Annotated in this window: 35 protein-coding genes; 9 read left to right on the forward strand and 26 right to left on the reverse strand. The window is 54.7% G+C overall.

Annotation, left to right across the window (positions count from 1 at the left end):
- Positions 1-54 precede the first annotated feature (54 nt).
- Positions 55-1,866: a phosphogluconate dehydratase gene (gene edd, locus ACOTXF_RS13655; protein WP_048962834.1), complete on the forward strand. Its 1,812-nt coding sequence runs from the start codon at positions 55-57 to the stop codon at positions 1,864-1,866.
- A 39-nt stretch (positions 1,867-1,905) separates the two neighbouring features.
- A complete protein-coding gene (locus ACOTXF_RS13660; RefSeq protein WP_047747384.1) occupies positions 1,906-2,547 on the forward strand; it encodes a bifunctional 4-hydroxy-2-oxoglutarate aldolase/2-dehydro-3-deoxy-phosphogluconate aldolase in 642 nt (213 codons plus the stop codon).
- A gap of 41 nt (positions 2,548-2,588) precedes the next feature.
- Here ACOTXF_RS13660 and purT read toward each other — a convergent pair whose 3' ends face one another.
- The gene (purT, locus tag ACOTXF_RS13665) at positions 2,589-3,767 is read right to left on the reverse strand and encodes a formate-dependent phosphoribosylglycinamide formyltransferase (RefSeq protein ID WP_234115275.1); all 1,179 of its coding nucleotides are present in this window, start codon (positions 3,765-3,767) and stop codon (positions 2,589-2,591) included.
- 171 nt (positions 3,768-3,938) lie between these two features.
- Between purT and ACOTXF_RS13670 the strand changes: the two genes are divergently transcribed.
- Positions 3,939-4,589, forward strand: coding sequence for a tellurite resistance TerB family protein (locus ACOTXF_RS13670; RefSeq protein WP_021240435.1), 651 nt, complete (start codon positions 3,939-3,941; stop codon positions 4,587-4,589).
- An 85-nt stretch (positions 4,590-4,674) separates the two neighbouring features.
- On the forward strand, positions 4,675-6,735 hold the full coding sequence (gene ptrB, locus ACOTXF_RS13675; protein WP_047747385.1) for an oligopeptidase B: 2,061 nt from the start codon (positions 4,675-4,677) through the stop codon (positions 6,733-6,735).
- On the opposite strand, the gene exoX is transcribed toward ptrB, so the two are convergent.
- From exoX to ACOTXF_RS13690, 3 genes are all read right to left on the reverse strand, one after another.
- Entirely contained in the window at positions 6,732-7,394 is a 663-nt protein-coding gene (gene exoX, locus ACOTXF_RS13680) for an exodeoxyribonuclease X (protein WP_008500463.1), read from the reverse strand. The genes ptrB and exoX overlap by 4 nt on opposite strands.
- 24 nt (positions 7,395-7,418) lie before the next feature.
- A complete protein-coding gene (locus tag ACOTXF_RS13685; protein ID WP_032675034.1) occupies positions 7,419-8,069 on the reverse strand; it encodes a carbon-nitrogen hydrolase family protein in 651 nt (216 codons plus the stop codon).
- A 110-nt stretch (positions 8,070-8,179) separates the two neighbouring features.
- Positions 8,180-8,410 (reverse strand): DNA polymerase III subunit theta, encoded by a 231-nt coding sequence (locus ACOTXF_RS13690; RefSeq protein WP_008500465.1) that lies wholly within the window; start codon positions 8,408-8,410, stop codon positions 8,180-8,182.
- 137 nt (positions 8,411-8,547) lie between these two features.
- Here ACOTXF_RS13690 and yobA point away from each other — a divergent pair, with 137 nt between their 5' ends.
- The 3 genes from yobA to ACOTXF_RS13705 are packed head-to-tail and all read left to right on the forward strand — an operon-like array spanning position 8,548 to position 10,145.
- Entirely contained in the window at positions 8,548-8,919 is a 372-nt protein-coding gene (yobA, locus tag ACOTXF_RS13695) for a CopC domain-containing protein YobA (protein ID WP_047747387.1), read from the forward strand.
- Between the two features lies 1 nt (position 8,920).
- Complete coding sequence (gene copD / locus ACOTXF_RS13700) at positions 8,921-9,790, forward strand: copper homeostasis membrane protein CopD (protein WP_049120303.1); 870 nt, start codon at positions 8,921-8,923, stop codon at positions 9,788-9,790.
- 16 nt (positions 9,791-9,806) lie between these two features.
- Positions 9,807-10,145 (forward strand): YebY family protein, encoded by a 339-nt coding sequence (locus ACOTXF_RS13705; protein WP_008500468.1) that lies wholly within the window; start codon positions 9,807-9,809, stop codon positions 10,143-10,145.
- Positions 10,146-10,464: 319 nt separating this feature from the next.
- Here the strand turns inward: ACOTXF_RS13705 and ACOTXF_RS13710 are convergent, their stop codons facing one another.
- The 20 genes from ACOTXF_RS13710 to ACOTXF_RS13805 form a co-directional block, all read right to left on the reverse strand.
- Positions 10,465-11,550 carry a tyrosine-type recombinase/integrase gene (locus ACOTXF_RS13710; protein ID WP_421635267.1) on the reverse strand — a complete coding sequence of 362 codons (1,086 nt, stop codon included), beginning with the start codon at positions 11,548-11,550 and terminating at the stop codon, positions 10,465-10,467.
- Entirely contained in the window at positions 11,519-11,791 is a 273-nt protein-coding gene (locus ACOTXF_RS13715; protein WP_103142239.1) for an excisionase, read from the reverse strand. The genes ACOTXF_RS13710 and ACOTXF_RS13715 overlap by 32 nt, the downstream gene beginning before the upstream one ends.
- A 159-nt stretch (positions 11,792-11,950) precedes the next feature.
- Positions 11,951-12,307, reverse strand: coding sequence for a DUF551 domain-containing protein (locus tag ACOTXF_RS13720; RefSeq protein ID WP_421635268.1), 357 nt, complete (start codon positions 12,305-12,307; stop codon positions 11,951-11,953).
- 9 nt (positions 12,308-12,316) lie between these two features.
- Complete coding sequence (locus ACOTXF_RS13725; RefSeq protein WP_059596181.1) at positions 12,317-12,556, reverse strand: DUF4222 domain-containing protein; 240 nt, start codon at positions 12,554-12,556, stop codon at positions 12,317-12,319.
- On the reverse strand, positions 12,534-13,244 hold the full coding sequence (locus tag ACOTXF_RS13730; RefSeq protein ID WP_421635269.1) for a hypothetical protein: 711 nt from the start codon (positions 13,242-13,244) through the stop codon (positions 12,534-12,536). The genes ACOTXF_RS13725 and ACOTXF_RS13730 overlap by 23 nt, the downstream gene beginning before the upstream one ends.
- The gene (locus tag ACOTXF_RS13735; RefSeq protein ID WP_421635270.1) at positions 13,241-13,462 is read right to left on the reverse strand and encodes a TraR/DksA family transcriptional regulator; all 222 of its coding nucleotides are present in this window, start codon (positions 13,460-13,462) and stop codon (positions 13,241-13,243) included. The genes ACOTXF_RS13730 and ACOTXF_RS13735 overlap by 4 nt, the downstream gene beginning before the upstream one ends.
- Positions 13,463-13,553: 91 nt before the next feature.
- Positions 13,554-13,745 (reverse strand): DUF1382 family protein, encoded by a 192-nt coding sequence (locus ACOTXF_RS13740; RefSeq protein ID WP_421635271.1) that lies wholly within the window; start codon positions 13,743-13,745, stop codon positions 13,554-13,556.
- A complete protein-coding gene (locus tag ACOTXF_RS13745) occupies positions 13,742-14,308 on the reverse strand; it encodes a hypothetical protein (protein ID WP_063409879.1) in 567 nt (188 codons plus the stop codon). The genes ACOTXF_RS13740 and ACOTXF_RS13745 overlap by 4 nt, the downstream gene beginning before the upstream one ends.
- Positions 14,305-14,523 carry a hypothetical protein gene (locus ACOTXF_RS13750; protein ID WP_097290175.1) on the reverse strand — a complete coding sequence of 73 codons (219 nt, stop codon included), beginning with the start codon at positions 14,521-14,523 and terminating at the stop codon, positions 14,305-14,307. The genes ACOTXF_RS13745 and ACOTXF_RS13750 overlap by 4 nt, the downstream gene beginning before the upstream one ends.
- The gene (locus tag ACOTXF_RS13755; protein ID WP_097290174.1) at positions 14,520-15,071 is read right to left on the reverse strand and encodes a phage N-6-adenine-methyltransferase; all 552 of its coding nucleotides are present in this window, start codon (positions 15,069-15,071) and stop codon (positions 14,520-14,522) included. The genes ACOTXF_RS13750 and ACOTXF_RS13755 overlap by 4 nt, the downstream gene beginning before the upstream one ends.
- Entirely contained in the window at positions 15,068-15,220 is a 153-nt protein-coding gene (locus tag ACOTXF_RS13760; RefSeq protein ID WP_006809793.1) for a DUF1317 family protein, read from the reverse strand. Before ACOTXF_RS13760 ends, ACOTXF_RS13755 begins: the two co-directional genes overlap by 4 nt.
- Positions 15,217-15,645: a hypothetical protein gene (locus ACOTXF_RS13765; protein WP_032634805.1), complete on the reverse strand. Its 429-nt coding sequence runs from the start codon at positions 15,643-15,645 to the stop codon at positions 15,217-15,219. The genes ACOTXF_RS13760 and ACOTXF_RS13765 overlap by 4 nt, the downstream gene beginning before the upstream one ends.
- Entirely contained in the window at positions 15,642-16,322 is a 681-nt protein-coding gene (locus tag ACOTXF_RS13770) for a lambda exonuclease family protein (protein WP_045324630.1), read from the reverse strand. The genes ACOTXF_RS13765 and ACOTXF_RS13770 overlap by 4 nt, the downstream gene beginning before the upstream one ends.
- Positions 16,319-16,525 (reverse strand): winged helix-turn-helix transcriptional regulator, encoded by a 207-nt coding sequence (locus ACOTXF_RS13775; protein ID WP_421635272.1) that lies wholly within the window; start codon positions 16,523-16,525, stop codon positions 16,319-16,321. Before ACOTXF_RS13775 ends, ACOTXF_RS13770 begins: the two co-directional genes overlap by 4 nt.
- Entirely contained in the window at positions 16,522-17,439 is a 918-nt protein-coding gene (locus ACOTXF_RS13780; protein ID WP_063159472.1) for a recombinase RecT, read from the reverse strand. The genes ACOTXF_RS13775 and ACOTXF_RS13780 overlap by 4 nt, the downstream gene beginning before the upstream one ends.
- Before the next feature lie 9 nt (positions 17,440-17,448).
- Positions 17,449-17,727 carry a host nuclease inhibitor GamL gene (gene gamL, locus ACOTXF_RS13785; RefSeq protein ID WP_045341999.1) on the reverse strand — a complete coding sequence of 93 codons (279 nt, stop codon included), beginning with the start codon at positions 17,725-17,727 and terminating at the stop codon, positions 17,449-17,451.
- Positions 17,728-17,799: 72 nt separating this feature from the next.
- The gene (locus ACOTXF_RS13790) at positions 17,800-18,009 is read right to left on the reverse strand and encodes a cell division protein FtsZ (RefSeq protein ID WP_006809788.1); all 210 of its coding nucleotides are present in this window, start codon (positions 18,007-18,009) and stop codon (positions 17,800-17,802) included.
- Positions 18,006-18,164 (reverse strand): hypothetical protein, encoded by a 159-nt coding sequence (locus tag ACOTXF_RS13795; protein WP_048206839.1) that lies wholly within the window; start codon positions 18,162-18,164, stop codon positions 18,006-18,008. Before ACOTXF_RS13795 ends, ACOTXF_RS13790 begins: the two co-directional genes overlap by 4 nt.
- Position 18,165: 1 nt before the next feature.
- The gene (locus ACOTXF_RS13800) at positions 18,166-18,375 is read right to left on the reverse strand and encodes a hypothetical protein (RefSeq protein WP_220419467.1); all 210 of its coding nucleotides are present in this window, start codon (positions 18,373-18,375) and stop codon (positions 18,166-18,168) included.
- Between the two features lie 163 nt (positions 18,376-18,538).
- Positions 18,539-19,063, reverse strand: coding sequence for a hypothetical protein (locus ACOTXF_RS13805; protein WP_421635273.1), 525 nt, complete (start codon positions 19,061-19,063; stop codon positions 18,539-18,541).
- 337 nt (positions 19,064-19,400) lie between these two features.
- Between ACOTXF_RS13805 and ACOTXF_RS13810 the strand changes: the two genes are divergently transcribed.
- The gene (locus ACOTXF_RS13810) at positions 19,401-19,598 is read left to right on the forward strand and encodes a hypothetical protein (RefSeq protein WP_049122774.1); all 198 of its coding nucleotides are present in this window, start codon (positions 19,401-19,403) and stop codon (positions 19,596-19,598) included.
- Between the two features lie 133 nt (positions 19,599-19,731).
- Here the strand turns inward: ACOTXF_RS13810 and ACOTXF_RS13815 are convergent, their stop codons facing one another.
- Positions 19,732-20,265: a DUF2335 domain-containing protein gene (locus tag ACOTXF_RS13815; RefSeq protein ID WP_208558436.1), complete on the reverse strand. Its 534-nt coding sequence runs from the start codon at positions 20,263-20,265 to the stop codon at positions 19,732-19,734.
- Between the two features lie 407 nt (positions 20,266-20,672).
- The gene (locus ACOTXF_RS13820) at positions 20,673-21,362 is read right to left on the reverse strand and encodes an XRE family transcriptional regulator (protein WP_016042178.1); all 690 of its coding nucleotides are present in this window, start codon (positions 21,360-21,362) and stop codon (positions 20,673-20,675) included.
- 110 nt (positions 21,363-21,472) lie between these two features.
- Between ACOTXF_RS13820 and ACOTXF_RS13825 the strand changes: the two genes are divergently transcribed.
- Complete coding sequence (locus ACOTXF_RS13825) at positions 21,473-21,700, forward strand: transcriptional regulator (protein ID WP_016042179.1); 228 nt, start codon at positions 21,473-21,475, stop codon at positions 21,698-21,700.
- Positions 21,701-21,724 lie beyond the last annotated feature (24 nt).

Genomic DNA, 21,724 nt, shown 5'->3' on the forward strand with positions numbered 1-21,724 from the left:
TGCCAGCGACTTTGTAAACTCCCGAGCCCGGACAGATAAATGAGAGGAGCTTTTATGAATCCGACATTGTTACGCGTAACACAGCGCATTATTGAGCGCTCGAAAGAGACCCGTTCGGCCTACCTCGCCCGGATTGAACAGGCGAAGAGCAACACCGTTCACCGTTCCCAGCTGGCCTGCGGTAACCTGGCGCACGGCTTCGCCGCCTGCCAGCCTGACGATAAAGCGTCGCTGAAAAGCATGTTGCGTAACAATATCGCCATCATTACCGCCTATAACGATATGCTCTCCGCGCACCAGCCCTATGAGGTTTACCCGGATATCATCCGTAAAGCGCTGCACAGCGTGAATGCGGTCGGCCAGGTGGCGGGTGGGGTACCCGCCATGTGCGACGGCGTGACGCAGGGTCAGGACGGTATGGAGCTCTCCCTGCTGAGCCGTGAAGTCATTGCCATGTCCGCGGCGGTGGGCCTGTCACACAACATGTTTGATGGCGCGCTCTATCTCGGCGTGTGCGACAAGATTGTTCCGGGCCTGGTGATGGCCGCGCTGTCGTTTGGTCATCTGCCTGCGATCTTCGTGCCGTCGGGCCCAATGGCAAGCGGCCTGCCGAACAAAGAAAAAGTGCGCATTCGCCAGCTGTACGCGGAAGGAAAAGCAGATCGTCAGGCGCTGCTGGAAGCGGAAGCTGCATCCTACCACGCGCCGGGCACCTGTACGTTCTACGGTACCGCGAACACGAACCAGATGGTGGTGGAGTTTATGGGGATGCAGCTTCCGGGCTCGTCCTTTATCCAGCCGGATGCACCGCTGCGCAAGGCGCTGACCGAGGCCGCGGCCCGTCAGGTCACGCGTCTGACCGGAAACGGCAACGAATGGATGCCGATGGGCAAAATGGTCGACGAAAAAGTTATCGTCAACGGGATTGTCGCGCTGCTGGCCACCGGCGGTTCGACCAACCACACCATGCACCTGGTGGCCATGGCGCGTGCCGCGGGCATTCTGATCAACTGGGATGACTTCTGCGAGATCTCTTCCGTGGTGCCGTTGATGGCGCGCCTGTATCCAAACGGTCCAGCGGACATCAACCACTTCCAGGCCGCAGGCGGCGTACCGCTGCTCATGCGCGAGCTGCTGAAGGGCGGTCTGCTGCATGAAGATGTTAACACCGTAGCGGGCTTTGGCCTGCAGCGCTACACCCAGGAGCCATGGCTGAACAACGGCGAGCTGGACTGGCGCGAAGGGGCGACCGCATCTCTTGATGCGCAGGTTATCGCCACCATCGACAAACCTTTCTCTCCTCACGGTGGCACAAAGGTGCTGAGCGGTAACCTCGGTCGCGCGGTAATGAAGACCTCAGCCGTACCGGAAGAGAATCAGATTATCGAAGCGCCAGCGGTGGTATTTGAAAGCCAGCACGACGTATTACCTGCCTTTGACGCCGGTCTGCTCGACAAAGACTGCGTGGTAGTGGTGCGTCATCAGGGCCCTAAAGCCAACGGGATGCCAGAATTACATAAACTTATGCCACCACTTGGTGTATTATTGGACCGCCGTTTCAAAATTGCACTGGTGACCGATGGACGCCTCTCTGGCGCCTCAGGTAAAGTGCCATCAGCTATCCACGTGACGCCGGAAGCGTACGACGGCGGCCTGCTGGCGAAAGTGCGTGACGGTGACATGATCCGCGTTAACGGTCAGACAGGCGAGTTAACCCTGCTGGTGGATGACGCCGAGCTGGCGGCACGTCAGCCCCATATTCCTGACCTGAGCGCGTCGCGCGTGGGAACAGGACGCGAAATGTTTGGCGCACTGCGTGAGAATCTCTCCGGTGCTGAGCAGGGCGCAACCTGTATTACGTTTTAAGACGACTTGATTTTAACGATCTGGCGAGAGAAGACTCTGATGAAAAACTGGAAAACAAGTGCAGAAGCAATCCTGACCACTGGCCCTGTCGTGCCGGTTATCGTGGTAAACAAGCTGGAGCACGCTGTACCGATGGCGAAAGCGCTGGTTGCGGGCGGCGTTCGCGTTCTGGAAGTGACCCTGCGTACCGCCTGCGCGATGGATGCCATTCGCGCGATTGCCAAAGAAGTGCCGGACGCCATTATCGGTGCGGGTACCGTAACGAACGCAAAACAGCTGGCTGAAGTGACCGAAGCGGGCGCACAGTTTGCCATCAGCCCGGGCCTGACCGAGTCGCTGCTGAAAGCCGCCACCGAAGGTTCCATTCCGCTGATACCGGGCATCAGCACCGTTTCTGAACTGATGCTGGGCATGGACTACGGTCTGAAAGAGTTCAAATTCTTCCCGGCGGAAGCGAACGGCGGTACCAAAGCGCTGCAGGCCATTGCCGGTCCATTCTCTCAGGTACGCTTCTGCCCGACGGGCGGTATCTCTCCTGCCAACTACCGTGACTACCTGGCGCTGAAAAGCGTGCTGTGCATCGGTGGCTCATGGCTGGTTCCGGCGGATGCGCTGGAAGCGGGCGACTGGGATCGCATCACCAAACTGGCTCGCGAAGCGGTAGAAGGCGCGAAGCAGTAAGTCATTCGCCGCATGAAAAACGGGCCTTTCGGCCCGTTTTTTTATCCCGTTACCTTAACGCTTGCTGCGGCCGCTTTCGCTCTCGCCACGGCGTCATCAACGTTATCTCCGGTGGCTAACGCCACGCCAAGACGACGGGTTCCGTCGATCTCCGGCTTGCCGAACAAACGGACCTGCAACCCGGCACCCACCGCCGCGTCGACGTTATCAAACTTAACGTTCTGGCTGGTTAGCTGCGGCAGGATCACCGCCGAGGCGGCCGGGCCGTACTGACGGATACCGCCGACGGGCAGGCCGAGGAAGGCGCGCACGTGCAGGGCGAACTCGGAGAGATCCTGCGAAATCAGCGTGACCATGCCGGTGTCATGCGGGCGAGGGGAGACTTCGCTGAAGATCACCTCATCGCCGCACACAAACAGCTCCACGCCAAACAGGCCATAGCCGCCCAGCGCCAGGACGGTTTTACGGGCGATCGCCTGCGCACGCTCCAGCGCCAGGGCGCTCATCTGCTGCGGCTGCCAGGATTCGCGGTAATCGCCATCTTCCTGGCGGTGGCCAATCGGGTCGCAGAAATGGACGCCGTCAACGGCGCTGACGGTCAGCAGGGTGATCTCGAAATCAAACTTCACCACCCCTTCAACGATCACGCGACCGGCACCGGCGCGGCCACCCTGCTGGGCGTACTCCCACGCCTTGTCCAGCGTGCTGCTGTCGCGGATAAAGCTCTGTCCTTTACCGGAGGAGCTCATCACCGGCTTAACGATGCACGGGTAACCAATCTCCTCAACGGCCTGCAGGAATGCGGCCTTATCGCCAGCAAAACGATAGCTCGACGTGGGCAACCCGAGCTCTTCTGCCGCCAGACGACGAATGCCTTCGCGGTTCATGGTCAGCTTTGCGGCTTTCGCGCAGGGCACCACGCGCTGGCCTTCCTGCTCAAGCGCAATCAGCGTGTCGGTGGCGATGGCTTCAATTTCCGGTACAACGAAATCAGGCTTCTCGCGTGAAATCAGCTCACGAAGGGCATCGCCGTCCAGCATGTTAATCACATAAGAACGATGGGCGACGTGCATGGCGGGTGCATCGGCGTAGCGGTCTACGGCAATGACTTCCACGCCTAAACGCTGGCACTCAATGGCGACCTCTTTTCCCAGCTCGCCCGATCCCAACAGCATCACTCGCGTCGCCGCAGGTCGCAGCGCGGTTCCTAAACGAATCATAACAATCCCCCTGAAAAAGTTGCGGGCAGTATAAACGAAAACGTTTGCGTCTGTCTTGTGCACGGCCAGGTGAGGGGAGAAGAAATTTGCGCTTCTTTAGCCCGCCCAGACATTTCCTGACGCCTGCTCGCTTACGCTGTGGAACATGTTCACCGTTAAGTGAGGGAAACCATGTCTGGCTGGCTAAATCAATTGCAATCACTGTTAGGGCAGAAAACGTCGTCTTCCGGCGAGCGGGATCTCAGCAAACTACTGGTGCCCGGGGCGCTCGGCGGGCTGGCAGGCCTGCTGGTCGCGAATAAATCCTCGCGCAAGCTGCTGGCAAAGTATGGGACAGGCGCGCTGCTGGCCGGTGGGGGCGCCATTGCGGGCACCGTCCTGTGGAATAAATACAAGGACAGGGTCCGGACCGCGCACAGTGATGAACCGCACTACGGCGAGCACACCTCGCCGCTGGATCTGCGTACCGAAAGGCTCATTCTTGCGCTGGTTTTTGCCGCGAAAAGTGACGGACATATCGACGATAAGGAACGGCTGGCGATCGAACAGCAGCTGCGCGAAGCCGGCGTCGAAGAGAAGGGCAGAGCGCTGGTGGCGCAGGCCATCGAACAGCCCCTGGATCCGCAGCGTCTGGCGCAAAGCGTGAAAAATGAGGAAGAGGCGCTTGAACTCTATTTCCTCAGCTGTGCCGCCATCGATATCGATCACTTTATGGAGCGCAGCTACCTGAATGCGCTTGGCGACGCGCTGAAGATCCCGCAGGACGTGCGTGAGGGCATTGAGCGGGATATTCGGGAACAAAAACAGGCGTTACAGGGCTAGTGCTCGCCGTTGCGACCCTGTTTCGCTTGCATCATGCGTGGGTTTTGCCAACCTTATAGGGTGTAAAACGAAAAAGAATGACGACATGCCACCGAAAGCCCGACGTATACCTTATGCGATCACCACGCATGGCGATACGCGTATAGACAACTATTACTGGCTACGGGACGATTCGCGCTCCCGGCCAGAGGTGCTCGACTACCTGCACGAGGAAAACGACTATGGCCGCAAGGTCATGTCCAGCCAGCAGACGCTTCAGGACCAGCTGCTGAATGAAATGGTGCAGCGTATTCCTCAGCGCGATATCTCCGCGCCCTGGACCAAAAATGGCTATCGCTATCGCCATATTTATGAGCCCGGCAACGAGTATCCCATCTACCAGCGTCAGTCGGTCCTGAGCGCCGAATGGGATGCGTGGGATATTCTGCTGGATGCCAACCAGCGCGCGGCCCACAGCGAGTTTTATACTTTGGGCGGCATGTCCATTTCGCCGGATAACGTGGTGATGGCGCTGGCGGAGGATTATCTCTCCCGTCGCCAATACGGCCTGCGTTTTCGCAATCTGGACACCGGCAACTGGTATCCGGAAATGCTGGAAAACGTCTCCCCGGATTTTGTCTGGGCGAATGATTCCGAGACGGTGTACTACGTCAAAAAGCACGCCTCTACGCTGCTGCCCTATCAGGTATGGCGGCACACCATCGGAACGGACTCCGCAGACGACGAGCTGGTCTATGAAGAGAAAGACGAAACGTTTTATGTCAGCCTGCATAAAACCTCTTCGCGCCACTATGTGATAATCTTCCTGGCCAGCGCCACGACGTCGGAAGTCCTGCTGCTGGATGCCGAACTGCCGGACGCCCAGCCGCTCTGTTTCCTGCCGCGCCGAAAGGATCATGAGTACAGCCTGGATCACTTCCAGCACAGCTTTTATCTGCGCTCGAATCGCGAGGGTAAAAACTTTGGCCTCTATAAAACCAAAGTGCGCGATGAGCGCAAGTGGGAGGTGCTTATCCCCGCGCGGGATCAGGTGATGCTGGAAGGGTTTACCCTGTTCACCGACTGGCTGGTGGTGGAGGAGCGCCAGCGCGGGCTGACCAGCATCCGGCAAATCAACCGCAAAACGCGGGAAGTGGTGGGGATTGCGTTCGACGACCCGGCCTATGTGACGTGGATTGGATTCAATCCTGAACCCGAATCCTCGCGGCTGCGCTACGGCTATTCATCCATGACCACACCGGACACCCTGTTTGAGCTGGACATGGATACCGGGCAGCGTCAGGTGATAAAGCAGACCGAGGTTAAAGGGTTTGAGTCCGAAAACTACCGCAGCGAGCACCTGTGGGTCACCGCCCGGGATGGCGTCGAGGTCCCCGTCTCGCTCGTCTATCACAAAGCCCATTTCCAGAAAGGCAAAAACCCGATCCTGGTGTACGGCTACGGCTCCTACGGCTCCAGCATGGATGCTGATTTCAGCAGCAGCCGTTTAAGCCTGCTCGACCGCGGCTTTGTTTTCGCCATCGCCCATATTCGCGGCGGCGGTGAGCTGGGGCAGCACTGGTATGAGGACGGGAAATTCCTGAAAAAGAAAAACACCTTCAATGACTACCTCGACGTCTGCGATGCGCTGATTGATCAGGGCTATGGCGATCCGAAACTCTGCTTTGGCATGGGCGGCAGCGCGGGCGGTATGCTAATGGGGGCGGTTATCAACCAGCGTCCTGAACGCTTTAAGGGGATTGTCGCGCAGGTGCCGTTTGTAGATGTGGTGACGACCATGCTCGATGAATCCATTCCGCTGACGACCGGGGAGTTTGAAGAGTGGGGGAATCCGCAGGATGAGATTTACTACCGCTATATGAAAACGTACAGCCCTTACGATAACGTCGAGGCGAAAGCCTATCCCCACATGCTGGTCACCACCGGTCTGCATGACTCTCAGGTGCAGTACTGGGAGCCGGCAAAATGGGTGGCGAAACTGCGGGAGCTGAAAACCGACGACAACCTGCTGCTGCTGTGTACCGACATGGATTCCGGACACGGCGGGAAATCGGGACGATTTAAATCGTATGAAGGGGCGGCGCTGGAGTATGCCTTCCTGATTGGCCTGGCGCAGGAGACGCTGCCAGGCCGTGCAGAGCGTTAAGCTTCGCCCAGATAGTGCTTTAGCGTCAGGCGCAGTTCCGGGCTCATTTTGTCAAGGTTGTTATACAGCCAGCGCAAATAGCCCGGGTCTTTATCCGCAATATCCGACACCGCTCTGCCCCGGTATTTACCAAAGGTAAACGTGGTCAGCAGTGCGGGGCGTCCGGTAATCGTTGCCATATCGTCCGGCGTCCAGCCCGAGGTGTTCATAATATCGATGAGTAGCGCGGCGGTGATATAGCAGTCGTACAGGGCGCGGTGATGATGAAGCCCCTCAGGCGTGCGGACGCTGAGCTTGCGGGACTTGTACAGCGCCATGTTGCTGTATTTAATGCCCGGCCAGAGGCGACGCGCCAGCTTCATGGTACAAATCCATTCCCCCGGCATTTCAGGGAGCACCCGGCGGTCAAAACTGGCGTTATGCGCGACGTACCAGGGGCTACCGTAATAGTGGGGAATGATCTCTTCGATCCACGGCTTGTCCGCCACCATCGATTCGGTAATGCGATGGATAGCCATCGCCTGAGGGCTGATGGGGCGGTCAGGACGCACCAGATGGCTCATTGGGTTGACGATTTTACCATCAACCACGTCGACAGAGGCCACTTCCACAATTCCGCCCTGAAGATCGCAAGTTTCGGTATCGATGACGCGCAGCATTGAACACTCCTGAGCTTAAAACGCCTAGCCTAAAGGAATGATATCGCCTTGCCAACCCTCTCCGCCGAGCGTGCCGGTCAACAGCAGCTCGCCCTTATCCGCGCGAACGATCAGCTGGCCTTTCTCATCCCACAGCGCGCTACCGCCGCAGGCGTTCGCCATCAGCACCGCTATGGCATATTTATGCGCGAAGCGCTGCAGGGTACTGATGGACTGCCGCCAGCGGTTATCCTCCACTGACTGACAGCTGGTAAACAGCGACGCTCTGGGATCGAGATTGGGGGAATCGGCATGCGCATCAATAATGCTAAGCTGTTTCTCTCCCGGTACCAGGCTGGCTCCGCCACCTTGCGGGTAGCGAAGGATGCGTTGACGAGCGGGGGTGAAGAGCGCGAGACCTTTCTGGCGCTGACCATCCCGCTCCACGGGGAGCCCGGCAATCACGGTTATCCGGTAACGATGCGCCGCGTCGAGCAGCGGTTCCAGCTGGGCGTCGTCGGGTGGGAGAGGTAACGTCGTCGTACCCGAGCCTGTTAATGACAGTTCAGGAAACACCAGCAGATCGCACCCCTGCCGTGCTGCTTCGGCGATGAAGCGCAGGTGGTGCGTGATATGGTCATCGACACTCTGATGCTGCCCGCTATACTGGGCCGCCGCTATATTCCAATGTGACATCGTGACTTCCTTATACACTGAGTCGCAGGGATTTAAGAATACACCTAAATTTATCAGGGTTTTCTTATCCTGCCAGATTCAGCGTAAGGAAGTGTAACGGCTCGTTAAGCTTATTTAACTTTAGGTTCGTACGGTAAACGGGAGAGGTTGACCGAGGCGAGACGGTGGGCGATGAGTCTTTCGCGAAACCAGTCGCGCAGATGGGCGGGCTGTTCCCGTTCAACGACTTCAGCCACGACAGGCATGTTGTAACGCTCTTTAAACGCGACGCCAGCGGCAGCGAGATCGACATTCACTTTATCCATCTCGTCCTGTGGAAGGGCGGCCAGATTGATCTTCATTACCTTCTCCTTTTTATGCGGCGGCAACGTTACCGCGATTGCACGACGATGACAAGCGGAGGCAGGATGATCCTCGACTCGTTTATTATACAGCGTTATTCTTTAGCATACAGACATAACAAAAAGGAATGATTGCGATGGGTTTCTCCGCTTCCCGCGCGGTATGCGCACTGGTTTTTCTGGCCTCTACAATGATGACCCCCTCCGTGCTGGCGCATGCGCACCTTAAGCAGCCGATCCCGGCATCGGAAAGCGTGGTGAGCGCTCCGCAGGCACTAACGCTGAATTTTTCAGAAGGCATCGAACCGGAATTTAGCGGTGTGGTGGTGACGGATGCGCAAAAGCAGGTCATCAAAACGGGAACCGCCACGCGCGACGAAAAGAACAAGGCGCAGCTCACCGTTCCGCTGGACCAAACGCTGACGCCAGGGACGTACCGGGTAGACTGGCATGTCGTCTCTGTAGACGGTCATAAAACCAAAGGTAGCTATCACTTTAGCGTGAAATAGCATGCTGGCGCTGTGTTATATCGGGTTGCGCTTTATCCATTTCGGGGCGCTGATGCTGATTTTTGGCAACGCGCTTTACAGCGTCTGGTTTGCGCCTTCCTCTCTCCAGCGGCTGATGTCCCGACGTTTCCAGCTGCAGCAGAAAGTGGCGGCTTTTGTGAGCCTGGCGGCTGCACTCCTGATGTTTATGCTTCAGGGCGGGCAGATGGGTAACGGTTGGGGCGATGTATTTGCCCCACAGGTCTGGTCCGGCGTAATGAGGACACAGTTTGGCGGCGTCTGGCTGTGGCAAATGATTCTCGCTGCGATGACGGTCGCTGCAGCATGGCTCGCGCCGCTGAAGGGTTCGCGGCTGCTGCTGCTCGCCATGGGGCAGCTTATCCTGCTGGCGGGGGTAGGGCACGCGGCGATGAACGACGGTCCGATGGGGGCGCTGCAGCGCCTTAATCACGCTTTTCACCTGATCTGTGCTGCTACCTGGCTTGGCGGATTACTGCCCCTGCTGTTCTGCATGCGTCTGGCGAACGGGCGCTGGCAGAATGCCGCCATCTATACCATGATGCGCTTCTCGCGCGTGGGCCATTATGCGGTCGCGGGCGTGCTGCTCAGCGGAGCGATCAATGCGCTCATGATACTGGGCGTCCATGTTCCCTGGCAGGCTGACTACGTGCAGTTTTTGTTGTTCAAATGTGCGCTGGTGGCGTTGATGGTGGTAATTGCGCTGGCAAATCGGTATTTTCTGGTGCCACGGTTTCGTCCGGAGACCGGGCGAGCACAACAGATTTTTATCAGGATGACACAGGCAGAAGTGGTGCTGGGGGCGCTGGTACTGGCAACGGTCAGTCTGTTCGCCACCTGGGAACCCTTCTGACAAGGTTAAATATCATATGAAAAAGACAGTACTTTCTCTCATATTGCTGGCCTGCACGGGGAGCGCGTTTGCCGCACCGCAGGTTATCACCGTCAGCCGTTTTGAAGTGGGTAAGGATAAATGGGCGTTCAACCGCGAAGAGGTGATGCTGACCTGCCGTCCGGGCCATGCGCTGTATGCCATCAACCCGAGCACGCTGGTGCAATACCCGTTAAATGAAACCGCCGAGCAGCAGGTGGCCAGCGGAAAGAGCAGCGGCCAGCCGATTAGCATCATTCAGATCGATGACCCGGCGAATCCGGGACAGAAAATGAGCCTGGCCCCGTTTATCGAGCGCGCCGACAAGCTCTGCTAACGTTCAGGTTTCCAATAAAAAACCGCAGATGCTTGCGAAAGCACTGCGGTTTTTCACATTTTATGATGCTCTGGCGCTTTTTTTCCGACCGCTTTAGCTGTGGACTGGAAAACCTGGCGTCGTCATCTATTCTTAAAAGGCAAGGCGACTTAGCCTGCATTAATGCCAACTTTTAGCGCACGGCTCTCTCCCAAGAGCCATTTCCCTGGACCGAATACAGGAATCGTATTCGGTCTCTTTTTATCTATTTGTTTTGCAAGGGTTTTTTCGGTCTTAACACGAAATCCCCCGAAATTTACTCGAATTTTCCATATCCTGTCTAAACCATAACATACTCTGCACCGCGTGCGTCCAGGTATTTTTTGGTCATTGTTAAATTTTTGTGGCCGAGTAAACGCTGAGCAAATTCTTCCCCTCGCTCCTTTTCATAGAGCCTGCTCGCCAGGCTTCTTATCTCATGGAAAGGCGGTGGGTTAGGTCCGAATTTTAACCCGGTCGAATCCCTTATCTCTGCGAACGCCTGGGTAAGACCGTCAGGCGTTAGCGGCCCCGGCTTTCTCCCACCGCGGCGAACCGGCGAGTAGAGCATAAAGTCGGAAGGGTTATTTACCGAGCATCGCTCAATGACATCCTGCAACACAAGCCCGGCGACGTCCAGCCTCAAATCAAGGGGAAGCGCCAGTTTGTGACCTGTTTTCTCCTGAGTAACGAAAAGCCTCCCGTCTTTAATGTCACTGAACCTGAACAGTGAGATATCCTCCCGCCGCTGGCCGGTGACCAGCGCCAGATCGCATGCGTTTGGCGCCCAGTCAGAATGGGTTAACGCGGCCTGGCGGATGATGGTGAATTGTTCGAGCAACAGGCGCTCTCGCTTAACTTTCGGCGTCGGCGTTCGCGTCGGCTCAGCCGGGTTCCTGTCGACATGTCCTTCTACGATCGCCTCCCTGAAGATGTCCATCAGTACAGACCTCAGACCGGAAGCCATGCTCTTTTTATCGCAGAGAATGTACGCTTCAAGAAATGAGGCGATTTCCCTTGTCGTGACAGAGGCGAGGGGTATTTTTCCGAACTCTTCCTTTATGGTGGCGATCTGGTTTCGCCTGACCTTCATCGTATTTGGTTTCAGCTCGCGCCGCTCGAGAATCACCTCGTAACGCTCCAGCCATGCGGCCACTGTGAAAGTGGGAACGTCTTTTATGCGATCCAAGAGAGAAGAGGGGAGGTAATTCTGGTCGATGTAGTTGTTGGCCTCAATGGCCTGGGCAACAGCGTCCTTGCGATCAATTCGGCCAAGAGATATCTCCTGCCCGGTCACCGGATTGCGCCAGCTGTAAAGTCTGTCTCTTTTACGGTAGGTCAGGTTACGGGGCAGGTTAGCGTCGTAACGTACTGGCCTTTTCGCCATGAGTCAGTCTCTCCAGTAAGGTGCCGCCGGACGGCAGTTTGGTGTGTTTCGGTTTAGCGCGCAGATTCTTCTTGCGCGGATCCACGTAGATAGCGTCAGGCTGAACCTTATATTCCTTTCCGTGCAGCTCTGGCGCAGGATAAATTCGCCCCTCCCGCGTCCATCGACGCAGAGTAGAAAGGGAGGGTGGAGTCGTGTAGATCTCAGCAGCCCATTCCTGCAAGTTGAGAAGCTTAGCCATTATAACTCCTTAGCCGCCGGGCATTATATGCGAGGCCGCGTTGACGTGTTGATTAATCGAAATCAGGCAAAAAGAAGCCCGGCGCGGGACCGGGCAAAAGGGATAACGGAGCAGTGCTTTCGCACCCAATAGCCAGCTCATAACTGGCTATCAGTTGCGTCAGGCAGAAGGGTATGGGTATGGAAGCCACTCTTCGATTCGAACGTCATCATGCTCAATGCCTTCGATCTGGAAAACCCACTGCCACTTTCCTGTGGGGACGGAAACGCTCTGCCATTCAGCTCGCCAGGCAATAAGCACGCCCTCACCATTGAGATCGTTAACCAAAACCTGTTCATGTGTTTCTGGAAGACGTTCGGGGCATTTGATCCATGCCATATCTGTGCTGAGCAAAGGGGAAATTCGTAAGAGAAGCGTTTTCTGCGCCTCCTCAATAGTCACCGGCTCGCCGGGGCTGCCAAAAATAGCAAAGAAGTCACTTATTTCTGACTCAACAAGTTGTTTCATTGTTGCCATAATTACTCCTCATGCCGCACGCTGGGCGCGCAGCTTCTTCAGGTGTTCTGCTGTTTCTATTTCTTCGGCGATCCGCTCAGCCTGTGCTTTGGTCAGCGGCTCGAAGTCCTGGTTAAAGCGGCCCATGCTGGCGATGCAGGTGCGACCGTTGCGGATGTAGTGGATTACTTCGTGGGTAGCGCGGAGGATTTTGCATGGCTCACCGAACATGTCGGCGTACCAGGTATTAGGCTGGATTATCCTGAACATTGGGCACCACCTTAAATTCGATTACCCAGACCCATGGGTTAGCTTCCCAGTTATCGGAACCGTAGATGCTCATCCAAAGCTCACGGAAGTTAATGCGATATTCCCATCCGGGAAGAACTCCGCCAGAAGGAGGCGTGATGCCTTCAGACTTTGCATCGTCCTCACTCAGATCCCTAAGTCGCTCAACCCGCACGCTGGTGATTTCCAGAGTGAGTCGGCTGGCCCAGCGCGGCATGTGGATTGATGGTCGCCAACCATGACGAAGGTTATCGTCAAGGTCGCAGTATTCCGGCCTTGGTCCACCGTCTGCGGCATATTCGCAGTATTCAGGATTTTCGAATTTTTCAGGATAGGCACGGTATTCTTCGAGAAACTCCTCAGAAACCAGCGGACCCTGGAAAGCCTCACGCACCCAGATGCGATCGCCGACTGCACCGAACGGGCAGGTGTAGCCTTCATTCTCATCAGCAACGCCAAATACATCTTTCTTTGCTGGCTGCAGGTATCCATTTTTATCGACCACGCCAGGTGTGTACCAATGTGCGTTTAAATCCAGATCGTAACCGTTATGCGTTGGGTGGAAGCCATCAGACGGCTGAATTTTCATGATGCGCCGCGTCTGAGTCTTCCGGCCGTCGAGAATGGCCCGGACCATCTCGCCGTTAAAAATCATTCCGCGCTCTTTCACTGGATCCCCCTCTGCTTATTCCTCAATTCGATAACGCCCTGGCACTCCGCGCACGTTTGGCAGCCGGGAACGGCAGCGCGTCGCGGCTCGGGAATTGGTTCGTCGCATTCTTCACAACGATCAGCTGATATGGCGTTACGGTTTACGCGGTGAGCGGAGAGGGCAGCGTTACGCTGAAGCTCTTCAATTTCTGCTGCGGTATCGATGATGTCGGCCATGGTCAATGCTCCCGGAACTGTCGATTAATTCTGTTGAATGTGAACGCCAGCAATAAAAAAGGCCGCGATAGCGACCTGGTTATTAGTGCCTTCATGCTGCACCGCCTTCATTCTTCTCGGCTTCGACCGCCATCTGCTCAAGCCGTCGGGATAACTCGGCGGCCAGCGTCTGGAATTCCTCCTCGGTCGCCACCTGGATCGGCACAAAGCGAATCCCGATTTGCGCGAGGTTATTGGCAATTTCGAGGCTTTTCCTCAAATCAACGGGTGAGGCTCTGTTCATGCTGCACCGCCATCTTTTTCGGCTAGCACCAGTCTTCCGTCGCATAGAGCACGTATGATTTCCTGATACTCCCAGCCGAAGTACATGCTCTCGACGTAGACCCGCAGAGGAGGATAGTCATGCTGTTTGCGGCGAATGAAAGCCTCCGCCGCTTCACGGGTAAAATGAGCGTTGATGTTCTGCCACTCTTTGCGTGTACCGCAGACAGTGTGGCCGTCAAGGTCAGCCAGTACTTCCCACTGAGCGTCTTCATCGAGATCGGTAAAGGCAGTGTCGCACTGGTCAATGCAAATGGCGTTTAACTCTTCCTGCTGCTGTTCATCCAGATCGTCCCAATACTCCTGCGGGCTGTCCCATTCGCATTCCTCGAAATGGACTATCTTCGATTCGCCGTACTCTTCTGCCAGGCCATAAATGGTTGCCTGCTTCTGAACCATGAAAATCGGATCGGCGGTGGCGTGACGATTAACACCCTCTCCGCGATGGTGATATGTCAAACGGTCAATGAAATCTGCGAATGTTTCCGGCGTTAATTTCGCGCCGTTTGCTATCGAATCGCTCATGAATCAACTCCGAAACGGCGATTAAGCCGACCTGTGTATACGACGAACTCCAGGAGGCTAACTCCCAGAGCTTCAATTTTCTTGTGATGCTTGTTGATGATGGGAGGCACCGTTTCGTTCCAGTTAGGCTTTGGCTTCTTGCGCATGGCTTGCTGGATTTCCTCGGTGCAGCGGCGGCAGGCTGCGCGGACGGCGTTTTCATTTGCTGGCGTCATGCGGCCTCCCGACGGGCGAGAAGTTTCGCCCCGAAAGCCATCAGCTCATCCCGATCCACAGTTGCGAAGTGGCAGTGTGTACGCGGGTACGGTCGCCAGATTATGAGCATCGACCCTTTGTTGTTGCCGCTTACCGGCTTACCGGTGACCGGGTTGATAAATGCCAGCCGCCCGGCTGTGATGAAGCGCACCTCGCTGGCGGTCTGGATAGCCTCTTTGAACCAGCCAACCGAAGTGTCTGCCGGAACCAGCATGACCGTGCCGATCTGATTTGCGCTCTCGGCGGCGGCCTTATTAACAAACGGTGTAATGTCGCTGTATGGCGGGTTCAGCCAGACGTAGCCGGGAATGCTCAGATAATCAGCCCAGGGCGTTTCCAGCGTATTCTGCTCGGCGGTGATGAACTTCCGGCACAGTGCGTTATGAGGAGCCGCGGCGGCATCCAGCTGGAAGAAGAACTCAGCATCAAGGGAAGCGAACAGCGATGGTGGAGTGCGCCATAGGTCTCGCTGATCCGCTGGCGTGTTGCTGCCGGTGTAATCAGTCATGCCGCCTCCTGCCTTTCCCGATATTCCTCAGCTAGCCGCTGCGCCTTTAATGGATTGCTGACAACTTCACCCCATGGCATTAGCCAGCCGTTACCAATGAAGGGAAGGCACAGTGTGCCAACCCTGATGTCGTCGTGAGCGTGAGTCATAGGATGGACTCCATTTCGTCGATGTAGAGGCCCTGAGCAATCAGGCGGCTACGGCGGGCGGCACGCGCTATGCACTCCTGCCGTCTACCTTCCTGCGATTGCTCAATGGCGCGCCGGGTGAACAGCCGAGATTTACCCTGCGGCGTTACAACCTTCGGCTTCGTTACGAGGTCGAAGGTGCGGTCACAGATGCCGTCCTCGTTGAGCCATTTTTTCGACTCAACGATCTGCGCTATCTGTCCGGAGCCGCGGGTGATGCCGTTGGCGACCCGGTTAAACTCGATCAGGGTTACGCCAAACTTCTCAGCGATTTCGCTGCCGGTCACCGGGCGGCCGCGCGTCTGAATCATCCAGATAACGCGTTCACGTAGGCCAGAGAATTGCCCGGTTCGCCCGGGCCGGCGGTAGAAGGGTGTGCGTTTCATTTCCACTGTTCCCCGAACGTAAAGCCGATTTCCGCCAGCGCCTCGTCCATCTTCTCGATAAACTCCGGCACCATTTCGTTGAAATCGGACATGTACTGAGGATCCCGCTCAACGACGACGTGGTGAATGCCTTCGCGTTTCATGCGCGGGTCGTAGTTGGCAAAGAACCAGGCGTCTTTTCCAGTCACCCACATGCTGTACTGCACCTGGGCCATGTACGCAGACTTGATGGCTTCGAAACCGCCAAGGCGGAATTTCATGAAGTCGCGAGAGGTAAAAGGGCATTTAAGCTCAAGGCCGAACCCGTTACTGCACAGGCCGTCAGGGGAGCACGCAGTGCGCATGCTCTCGTCACGGAACAGGATCGGAGACTCCGTGACTTTCACGTCCGTGGTGAACTCGAAGAGGGTGCGTGCATCTTCCTCGTACTGCTTGCCCCAGGCCAGCGCCTTGGCGTTAACCTCTGGCGCGACGCCGGTGCATACCTCTGCGAGCAGCGTGTGGAAGTAGGACATTTTCATGTCAGTCCACTTCTTTCCCGATCTTGGCTTGGCGATGACGTTGTGCACTTCTGAGGCGGTTATAACGCCGAGCCTTAATTTGGCCCATGCTTCATCACCTTGCTCTACGGTGGATACATCTATGCCGGTCCTGGCCAGGATAATTTCTGGTGTCATAGTTTTACCCTGTATACGTTCTGCTTATTTGAACGGATGCCATCGTGAAACCATATCGCGCACCTGGTGACTTCTATCCATTTACGCCGCTCAAGCTCGGCGATGAACCATGAAACGCGAGACCTTGAAATTCCTAAAATCTTTGCCATGTCGCGAATGCTGTGTTTTCCGCTTCGCAACAATGAAAGCAGGGATGGTGTCATGCTGCCGCCTTCTTCTTGAGGAAGCCGAGGGCCTTAACTGCCTCGGCTTGCGTAAGTTCGGATGAATCGCGAATATCACGACGGAAAATTTGCGAACAGACTGGGAGCAGGTTTTCTTCCCACGTCTTATCCATTGCGATAAGTACGTCGTTAATCTCTTTGATAATTTCGTCCCCTGCTGGGGTTACATCGCGCTCTTGCTGGCGCTCTGCTGCAAAGTTGATACCTTCCTCACCCTCGGTATTAACATGGTCGATGGCTGCATCCAGGCGCTCACGTCGAGGCCAGTATTTTGCTGCCTGCTTCACGACCGTCTTGAGGATCATCTGCTCTTCATCGGTGACCCATGGACACTTCTTGCTGTTGTCAGATTTGTACTTCTTCCATGCTTCAGACCTGTCACGGATGGAGTAGATGGCATCGATGCGCATCGTATGGGTGAGGTAATCACCATCGTCAGTTTTTACCGTTACATACGCGCCTACGATGTCCCCGCGCTGCTCTTCGGTATCGAAGTCGTTGTAGATATGGATCGGCGGCTTATCGAGTCCTTCCCGGCGGAACTGGTCGTTTCTGCGGACAATTGCCGACTGACACCACTTAATGGCGCCAGACTGCTGCGCGATGTGCATCAGCCCCATGTAACTGATGTCGAGGCAAATAGCCCCTTTACGCGGAACCAGGTAAGCCAGCTTCTGGGCTGGGTTTAGCGAAATGCCAATGGCCGCAACGTTGATAATCGCGTTCTGTGTGCTGGTCTGGTTCTGGAATGCAACTTTCGCGAGGTAGTCGTTGTTCTGAAATAGCTGGATGGCGAACTGACTTTCCTTCGCCCACACCATCCGCTCGTCAGTGGCCGCCTTAATGAAAAGCGGCTCCTGTTGTTTGACGAAATCAACAAGGGTTAAGCTCATGATCACTCCTTAGAACGGGCAGGGCGCTTGGCGCTGCCATTCTTCTTCGGCGCGGGCATATGCGCAGGCCGAAATGTATTTGTTGTATGCCTCTTCGGCCTTTTCTCCGATAAGCGCAAACTGGGCTTCCTGGGGCAGGAACAAGCTGCTCATTTCCAGAGGTTTCGCAGGGAACATGGCGATCAACTCTTTCGCCCGGTCGTCGATCCACTTCTCTTTCTCGTCGGTGAGCTGCTGCTCAACCCAGCGCCGATCTTCGATGCGATCGTAAGTGAGGTATGCGTTCATGGCTGAACTCCTGAAATATGGATGTGCAGATGCCGCCCGCGTAATGCCAGGCCGATCGGTTGAATGGGGTGGTTAGTGCTGGATAGGGTTGCCGTGACCGTCCAGAAGAACGTCAATCACGCAGTCACTGAGGCGGATGATTTCTGCATCGGTGTGCAGGTAAACCCATTTGCGCTCCTGAATGACCGCTGAGACCCGATATGTTCGGCCTTCATGCATTGCCATCATCCCGGGCGTGACGCACTGGCGAATGAGCGGGGTGGTGCCGTAGTGGTTGATCATGCCTTCACCTCAACCTGTTCCAGGAGGTCAGCCAGCTTCATGTGCCAGCGGTTCAGCGTCAGCTTTTCACGCGGGTTCGATACCGACGTCAGCTGCCACTCGTTATCGTTGAGCTTTTTGGCTGTGTACTGCTTGCCGTTGTGGGTGACTGTCATCTCACACCACCTTGAATAAGAACCAGCCCATACCGCACACAATCAGGCCCACAATGGTTATTGCGGAAGACATGCGTACATGGTCAATGGCTAGTTTTGTAAGTGGCTGGCGATGTTCTTTTTTCGTCAGCGAGTTGATTGCTATGCCGAGCAGAAACATCCCGACAAACCATAATGCGTATATCTTTAAGCCCAACTCCAAATCACTCATAAATCCTCTTGGCCTTATCGCGGCGAACGGAACAGTTAATACAAGACTTCAACGCATTTTTTCAGTGTTTCAATTGGCGGTGGATGGCCGCCAGTTGTCATAAATGGGCAGACTCGAAAATCTGCCTATGTATGGCCGATAAAAAACCCGCCGTAGCGGGTCTTCAGAAATAGTCTTTGTGGTCTTGCATCGCTCGCTGGAGGATCACCTTTGCATCTTCAAAGCTGGCAGATTCAAAAGCCTCTCTTATGGCCTTAGCCAGGCAAGTCGCATCGCTTTCATAGTCATCAGCTCTGCTTTCCCAGTTTGATGCCTCTTCTTCAGCCTCATAAAGGCGATCGCCATACTCGCACTCGAGTTCCTGGCGCACTTCATCACGAAGCTTCTCCTTGATGATTTCGGAGGCTTCTTCAATCGGCATTGTTTCCAGAATCGTCTCTGGCTGATGAGTGCCGTATTTCAGTGAGATGTCAGTAGCAAACATGCAACCTCCAAAAAAATGCCCGCGCGCTGGCGGGCCAAGAAGACTTTTCCAATCCAACCAGAACAGGATCATCGTCTCCTGTGCGGTTGAGATGGCATTATTACCATCACCAAGCATCGGCGCCCGGTGCTTGAGGTTGGCTCTGTAGTTACCCGCTGATGCGGGAGAAATGCTTTGGTCGGTGTGGGCGGTAACCAGCCGCATGAGCCGCGCCCTCTTCACGATTAGGCCGTTCTCACTGACCACACCCCAAAACATTCCAGTTACGCACCATTGCCGCTCTCCCTGAGCCCGCCGGGCGTCCGACGCATGGTTTACTGTCGCGCCGTTCGACTGACCGAATCTCCACTTCGCCGCTGGCTAACTTCGCTCAGCTGTCGATGTTTCGTTTCGATGGATTAAAGATAACCTTAGTTATGAGTGATGGCAATAACCTAATTTATAATATCAATCACATAAGTTATAAATTAATGATAACTAAATGAATTTATTTTTGTAAATCATGAGTGCTATGCTTAAAAAAACAGCAGGAGGGATGTGCATGGTTCTGGATGAAGAGCGTATAAGCATGAAAATTCAGGCGATGGGGCGGGCGGTCATGGAGTTGTCACTGGCTGATTTACCCATGACCCAGCAAAACATCATCGACAAGCTGGAACGGTACCGGCATGAAACCGGCAATGTGATAGGGAAGGGAGCTAACAGGGATGCTGCGGAGTTGGTGAGGAAGGGGCAATAAAAAAGCCCGCACGGGCGGGCAGGTAGTGTTGCGATAGTTATTGTTATCAGCTTCAGGCTGAATAGTTATCGGCAGAATGGCGGATAGCTTTATGGGTGTGCAATAAAAAACCCGGCGCGGCGGCCGGGTATGATCATTTTTTGATTTGATTTGGACTTTGTTTGACCTTTCGTCCAGCTACAAAAACGCTTGTTAATGCAACTAGCTCGACCCCTAACAAACCGGTTGCCCAGCCAAAAGCCTCATGCTGGATCATCACATAAGCTAAGCCAGCGAAAATAAGAACAGAAATCATGGCAAATATCTGACCTAACCGATCTCGCCAGATGGCTCCATTTTGTCCTTTTTTTAGATGCTCATGTCGATGTTTTTGTTCGGCTTTAGCCATTTCCATTATTTCACGTGCAAAGCCTGGAGATACTCTTTCGTATCTAGCCAACTCATCGGCATCAGGAAGAGGGCCTGATCTGGTATGAGTAACTTGCATCATGATGCCTGCCATTTCAGGCCTATCCATGAGACGTTCAAGAACTTGGGGGTTTTTTACAACCTCATTTACAAGAAGCTCTGTTTTACCGTCCTGGACTCGCCCTAACGTGGCAGGTTGGTTAACAAGATTTCTCGGATCGGCGGTTTGAGGCTTTCTTTGAGGTTTTTTTCTGCTCATTATCGGTTACCGCGTGTCTCATATAACCACCGACACGAACCCAATCAGACTTGATCAAGTCGGCGTCCGTAGTCGTGTAACGATATTCGCTGTAACCGCCTGCTGGGCAAAGGTCAAGGATAGAGCCCATAGCGCTGAAAAAGAGCTTTGCAGATTTTTTCATGTGGGTTGTCCTATATGTTGTTAACTCAAATTTGAGTAATTGAAGTTTACGCAAAACCTAGCTTTCAGCAAGCGATACAGCACAAAAGATCATGTAAATTTGCGTCTGCTTTTATATATCGGAAAAGCACCCAACATCTTTAGCAGAAAATTACTGCCGAAGTTCCAGGCAGTATTTTGTCCAAGCGCAGCAAAGTATCTACCAGCTATGCGCCGACCAGAACACCTTGCAGAAGCCCCAGCTGTCAAAGCTTGTTGTAAGCAATGGACTCATGGATCAGCGCCTTACCCATGATGTACAACTGGTCCTGATTTTCTTCTGTCACATACCAGTCTTTGTAAGCTGGATTGTCAGATAGCACAGCCAGTTGCAAACCTTGCATTTGCAAGCGTTTAACATGGAAGTGTTGGCCGAAAACAAAAGCGTACACCCCGTCAACTTTGAAGTTCCTCACTGAAACGTCAAAGAAGAGGCGATCGCCAGACTGTATTGTCGGGCACATGCTGTCGCCGTCTACGGTCATCACCTTCACATCATTTTGAGTGCGGTTCCCGAAAAGAGATCTGGCATGCTCAGTTGTGAACTCAATAGCATGCAGGACCTCAACAAATTCAGAAATCATAAAAGACCCCGGACCAGCGCTTACTTTCAGGTCTAAAACATCAACCCGAAAGACATCAATTGTTTCCGAGACCGGTTGGGCCGCCGATGGCACATTACCATCAATCCGCATTTCCCCCACTCCAGAACTAAGCCATTCCGGCCTTACACCCAGAGCATGAGCTAGCTCGACCATCTTACGGCTGCCGCTCGTTTTACCTGACGTCATCTTTTGAATTGCAGGCTGGGATATACCGACTTTATCAGCCAACTGTCCTTGAGATATGTCAGCGGCCGACATAGCCGCGTTCAGTCGTTCTGCAAATGTTTTCATCTTATCAATATATAACCGAGGTTATGTAGAGTAAAATAACAAAGGTTATGGACAATACCCATAACTTGGGTTATCTTTTCATTAATCCAGTAATCGGATAGGTAAAATCCATGAACAAAGTTATTCAACGAGCTTTAGAAATCGTTGGCAGCCAGAAGCGACTCGCAGATATTTGCGGCGTTAGCCAGCCAGCGGTTCACAAGTGGCTTAACGGTGGTTCCGTATCTCCGGAAAAAGTAACAGCCATCGTAAACGCTACTGGTGGCGAGATTAAGGCGCACGAAATTCGACCTGATCTTCCCGACCTGTTTCCACACCCAGAGAACCATGCCGCTTAACGGCGGCCCTAACCACGAAAGGGA

It is taken from the genome of Enterobacter cloacae complex sp. IR53041 (assembly GCF_049238285.1).
In the GTDB taxonomy this organism is placed as follows: Bacteria; Pseudomonadota; Gammaproteobacteria; order Enterobacterales; family Enterobacteriaceae; genus Enterobacter; species Enterobacter roggenkampii.

Excerpts from the sequence above, each read along its gene's own strand:
- ACOTXF_RS13745 (WP_063409879.1), bottom strand. The coding sequence starts at position 14,308 with ATGAGCGATTCGATAGCAAACGGCGCGAAATTAACGCCGGAAACATTC.
- ACOTXF_RS13780 (WP_063159472.1), bottom strand. The coding sequence starts at position 17,439 with ATGAGCTTAACCCTTGTTGATTTCGTCAAACAACAGGAGCCGCTTTTC.
- ACOTXF_RS13820 (WP_016042178.1), bottom strand. The coding sequence starts at position 21,362 with ATGAAAACATTTGCAGAACGACTGAACGCGGCTATGTCGGCCGCTGAC.
- ACOTXF_RS13690 (WP_008500465.1), bottom strand. The coding sequence starts at position 8,410 with ATGAAGATCAATCTGGCCGCCCTTCCACAGGACGAGATGGATAAAGTG.
- ACOTXF_RS13770 (WP_045324630.1), bottom strand. The coding sequence starts at position 16,322 with ATGACACCAGAAATTATCCTGGCCAGGACCGGCATAGATGTATCCACC.
- ACOTXF_RS13715 (WP_103142239.1), bottom strand. The coding sequence starts at position 11,791 with ATGGCTAAGCTTCTCAACTTGCAGGAATGGGCTGCTGAGATCTACACG.
- ACOTXF_RS13760 (WP_006809793.1), bottom strand. The coding sequence starts at position 15,220 with ATGACTCACGCTCACGACGACATCAGGGTTGGCACACTGTGCCTTCCC.
- ACOTXF_RS13725 (WP_059596181.1), bottom strand. The coding sequence starts at position 12,556 with ATGTTCAGGATAATCCAGCCTAATACCTGGTACGCCGACATGTTCGGT.
- edd (WP_048962834.1), top strand. The coding sequence starts at position 55 with ATGAATCCGACATTGTTACGCGTAACACAGCGCATTATTGAGCGCTCG.
- ACOTXF_RS13685 (WP_032675034.1), bottom strand. The coding sequence starts at position 8,069 with ATGTCACATTGGAATATAGCGGCGGCCCAGTATAGCGGGCAGCATCAG.
- ACOTXF_RS13805 (WP_421635273.1), bottom strand. The coding sequence starts at position 19,063 with ATGCGGCTGGTTACCGCCCACACCGACCAAAGCATTTCTCCCGCATCA.
- ACOTXF_RS13765 (WP_032634805.1), bottom strand. The coding sequence starts at position 15,645 with ATGAAACGCACACCCTTCTACCGCCGGCCCGGGCGAACCGGGCAATTC.
- exoX (WP_008500463.1), bottom strand. The coding sequence starts at position 7,394 with ATGCTGCGCGTCATCGATACCGAAACTTGCGATCTTCAGGGCGGAATT.
- ACOTXF_RS13660 (WP_047747384.1), top strand. The coding sequence starts at position 1,906 with ATGAAAAACTGGAAAACAAGTGCAGAAGCAATCCTGACCACTGGCCCT.
- ACOTXF_RS13710 (WP_421635267.1), bottom strand. The coding sequence starts at position 11,550 with ATGGCGAAAAGGCCAGTACGTTACGACGCTAACCTGCCCCGTAACCTG.
- ACOTXF_RS13815 (WP_208558436.1), bottom strand. The coding sequence starts at position 20,265 with ATGAGCAGAAAAAAACCTCAAAGAAAGCCTCAAACCGCCGATCCGAGA.
- ACOTXF_RS13755 (WP_097290174.1), bottom strand. The coding sequence starts at position 15,071 with ATGACTGATTACACCGGCAGCAACACGCCAGCGGATCAGCGAGACCTA.
- ACOTXF_RS13800 (WP_220419467.1), bottom strand. The coding sequence starts at position 18,375 with ATGAGTGATTTGGAGTTGGGCTTAAAGATATACGCATTATGGTTTGTC.
- purT (WP_234115275.1), bottom strand. The coding sequence starts at position 3,767 with ATGATTCGTTTAGGAACCGCGCTGCGACCTGCGGCGACGCGAGTGATG.
- yobA (WP_047747387.1), top strand. The coding sequence starts at position 8,548 with ATGGGTTTCTCCGCTTCCCGCGCGGTATGCGCACTGGTTTTTCTGGCC.
- ACOTXF_RS13790 (WP_006809788.1), bottom strand. The coding sequence starts at position 18,009 with ATGATCAACCACTACGGCACCACCCCGCTCATTCGCCAGTGCGTCACG.
- ptrB (WP_047747385.1), top strand. The coding sequence starts at position 4,675 with ATGCCACCGAAAGCCCGACGTATACCTTATGCGATCACCACGCATGGC.
- ACOTXF_RS13750 (WP_097290175.1), bottom strand. The coding sequence starts at position 14,523 with ATGACGCCAGCAAATGAAAACGCCGTCCGCGCAGCCTGCCGCCGCTGC.
- ACOTXF_RS13825 (WP_016042179.1), top strand. The coding sequence starts at position 21,473 with ATGAACAAAGTTATTCAACGAGCTTTAGAAATCGTTGGCAGCCAGAAG.
- ACOTXF_RS13735 (WP_421635270.1), bottom strand. The coding sequence starts at position 13,462 with ATGGCCGACATCATCGATACCGCAGCAGAAATTGAAGAGCTTCAGCGT.
- ACOTXF_RS13720 (WP_421635268.1), bottom strand. The coding sequence starts at position 12,307 with ATGGCAACAATGAAACAACTTGTTGAGTCAGAAATAAGTGACTTCTTT.
- ACOTXF_RS13775 (WP_421635272.1), bottom strand. The coding sequence starts at position 16,525 with ATGACACCATCCCTGCTTTCATTGTTGCGAAGCGGAAAACACAGCATT.
- ACOTXF_RS13740 (WP_421635271.1), bottom strand. The coding sequence starts at position 13,745 with ATGAACAGAGCCTCACCCGTTGATTTGAGGAAAAGCCTCGAAATTGCC.
- ACOTXF_RS13705 (WP_008500468.1), top strand. The coding sequence starts at position 9,807 with ATGAAAAAGACAGTACTTTCTCTCATATTGCTGGCCTGCACGGGGAGC.
- copD (WP_049120303.1), top strand. The coding sequence starts at position 8,921 with ATGCTGGCGCTGTGTTATATCGGGTTGCGCTTTATCCATTTCGGGGCG.
- ACOTXF_RS13795 (WP_048206839.1), bottom strand. The coding sequence starts at position 18,164 with ATGACAGTCACCCACAACGGCAAGCAGTACACAGCCAAAAAGCTCAAC.
- gamL (WP_045341999.1), bottom strand. The coding sequence starts at position 17,727 with ATGAACGCATACCTCACTTACGATCGCATCGAAGATCGGCGCTGGGTT.
- ACOTXF_RS13810 (WP_049122774.1), top strand. The coding sequence starts at position 19,401 with ATGGTTCTGGATGAAGAGCGTATAAGCATGAAAATTCAGGCGATGGGG.
- ACOTXF_RS13670 (WP_021240435.1), top strand. The coding sequence starts at position 3,939 with ATGTCTGGCTGGCTAAATCAATTGCAATCACTGTTAGGGCAGAAAACG.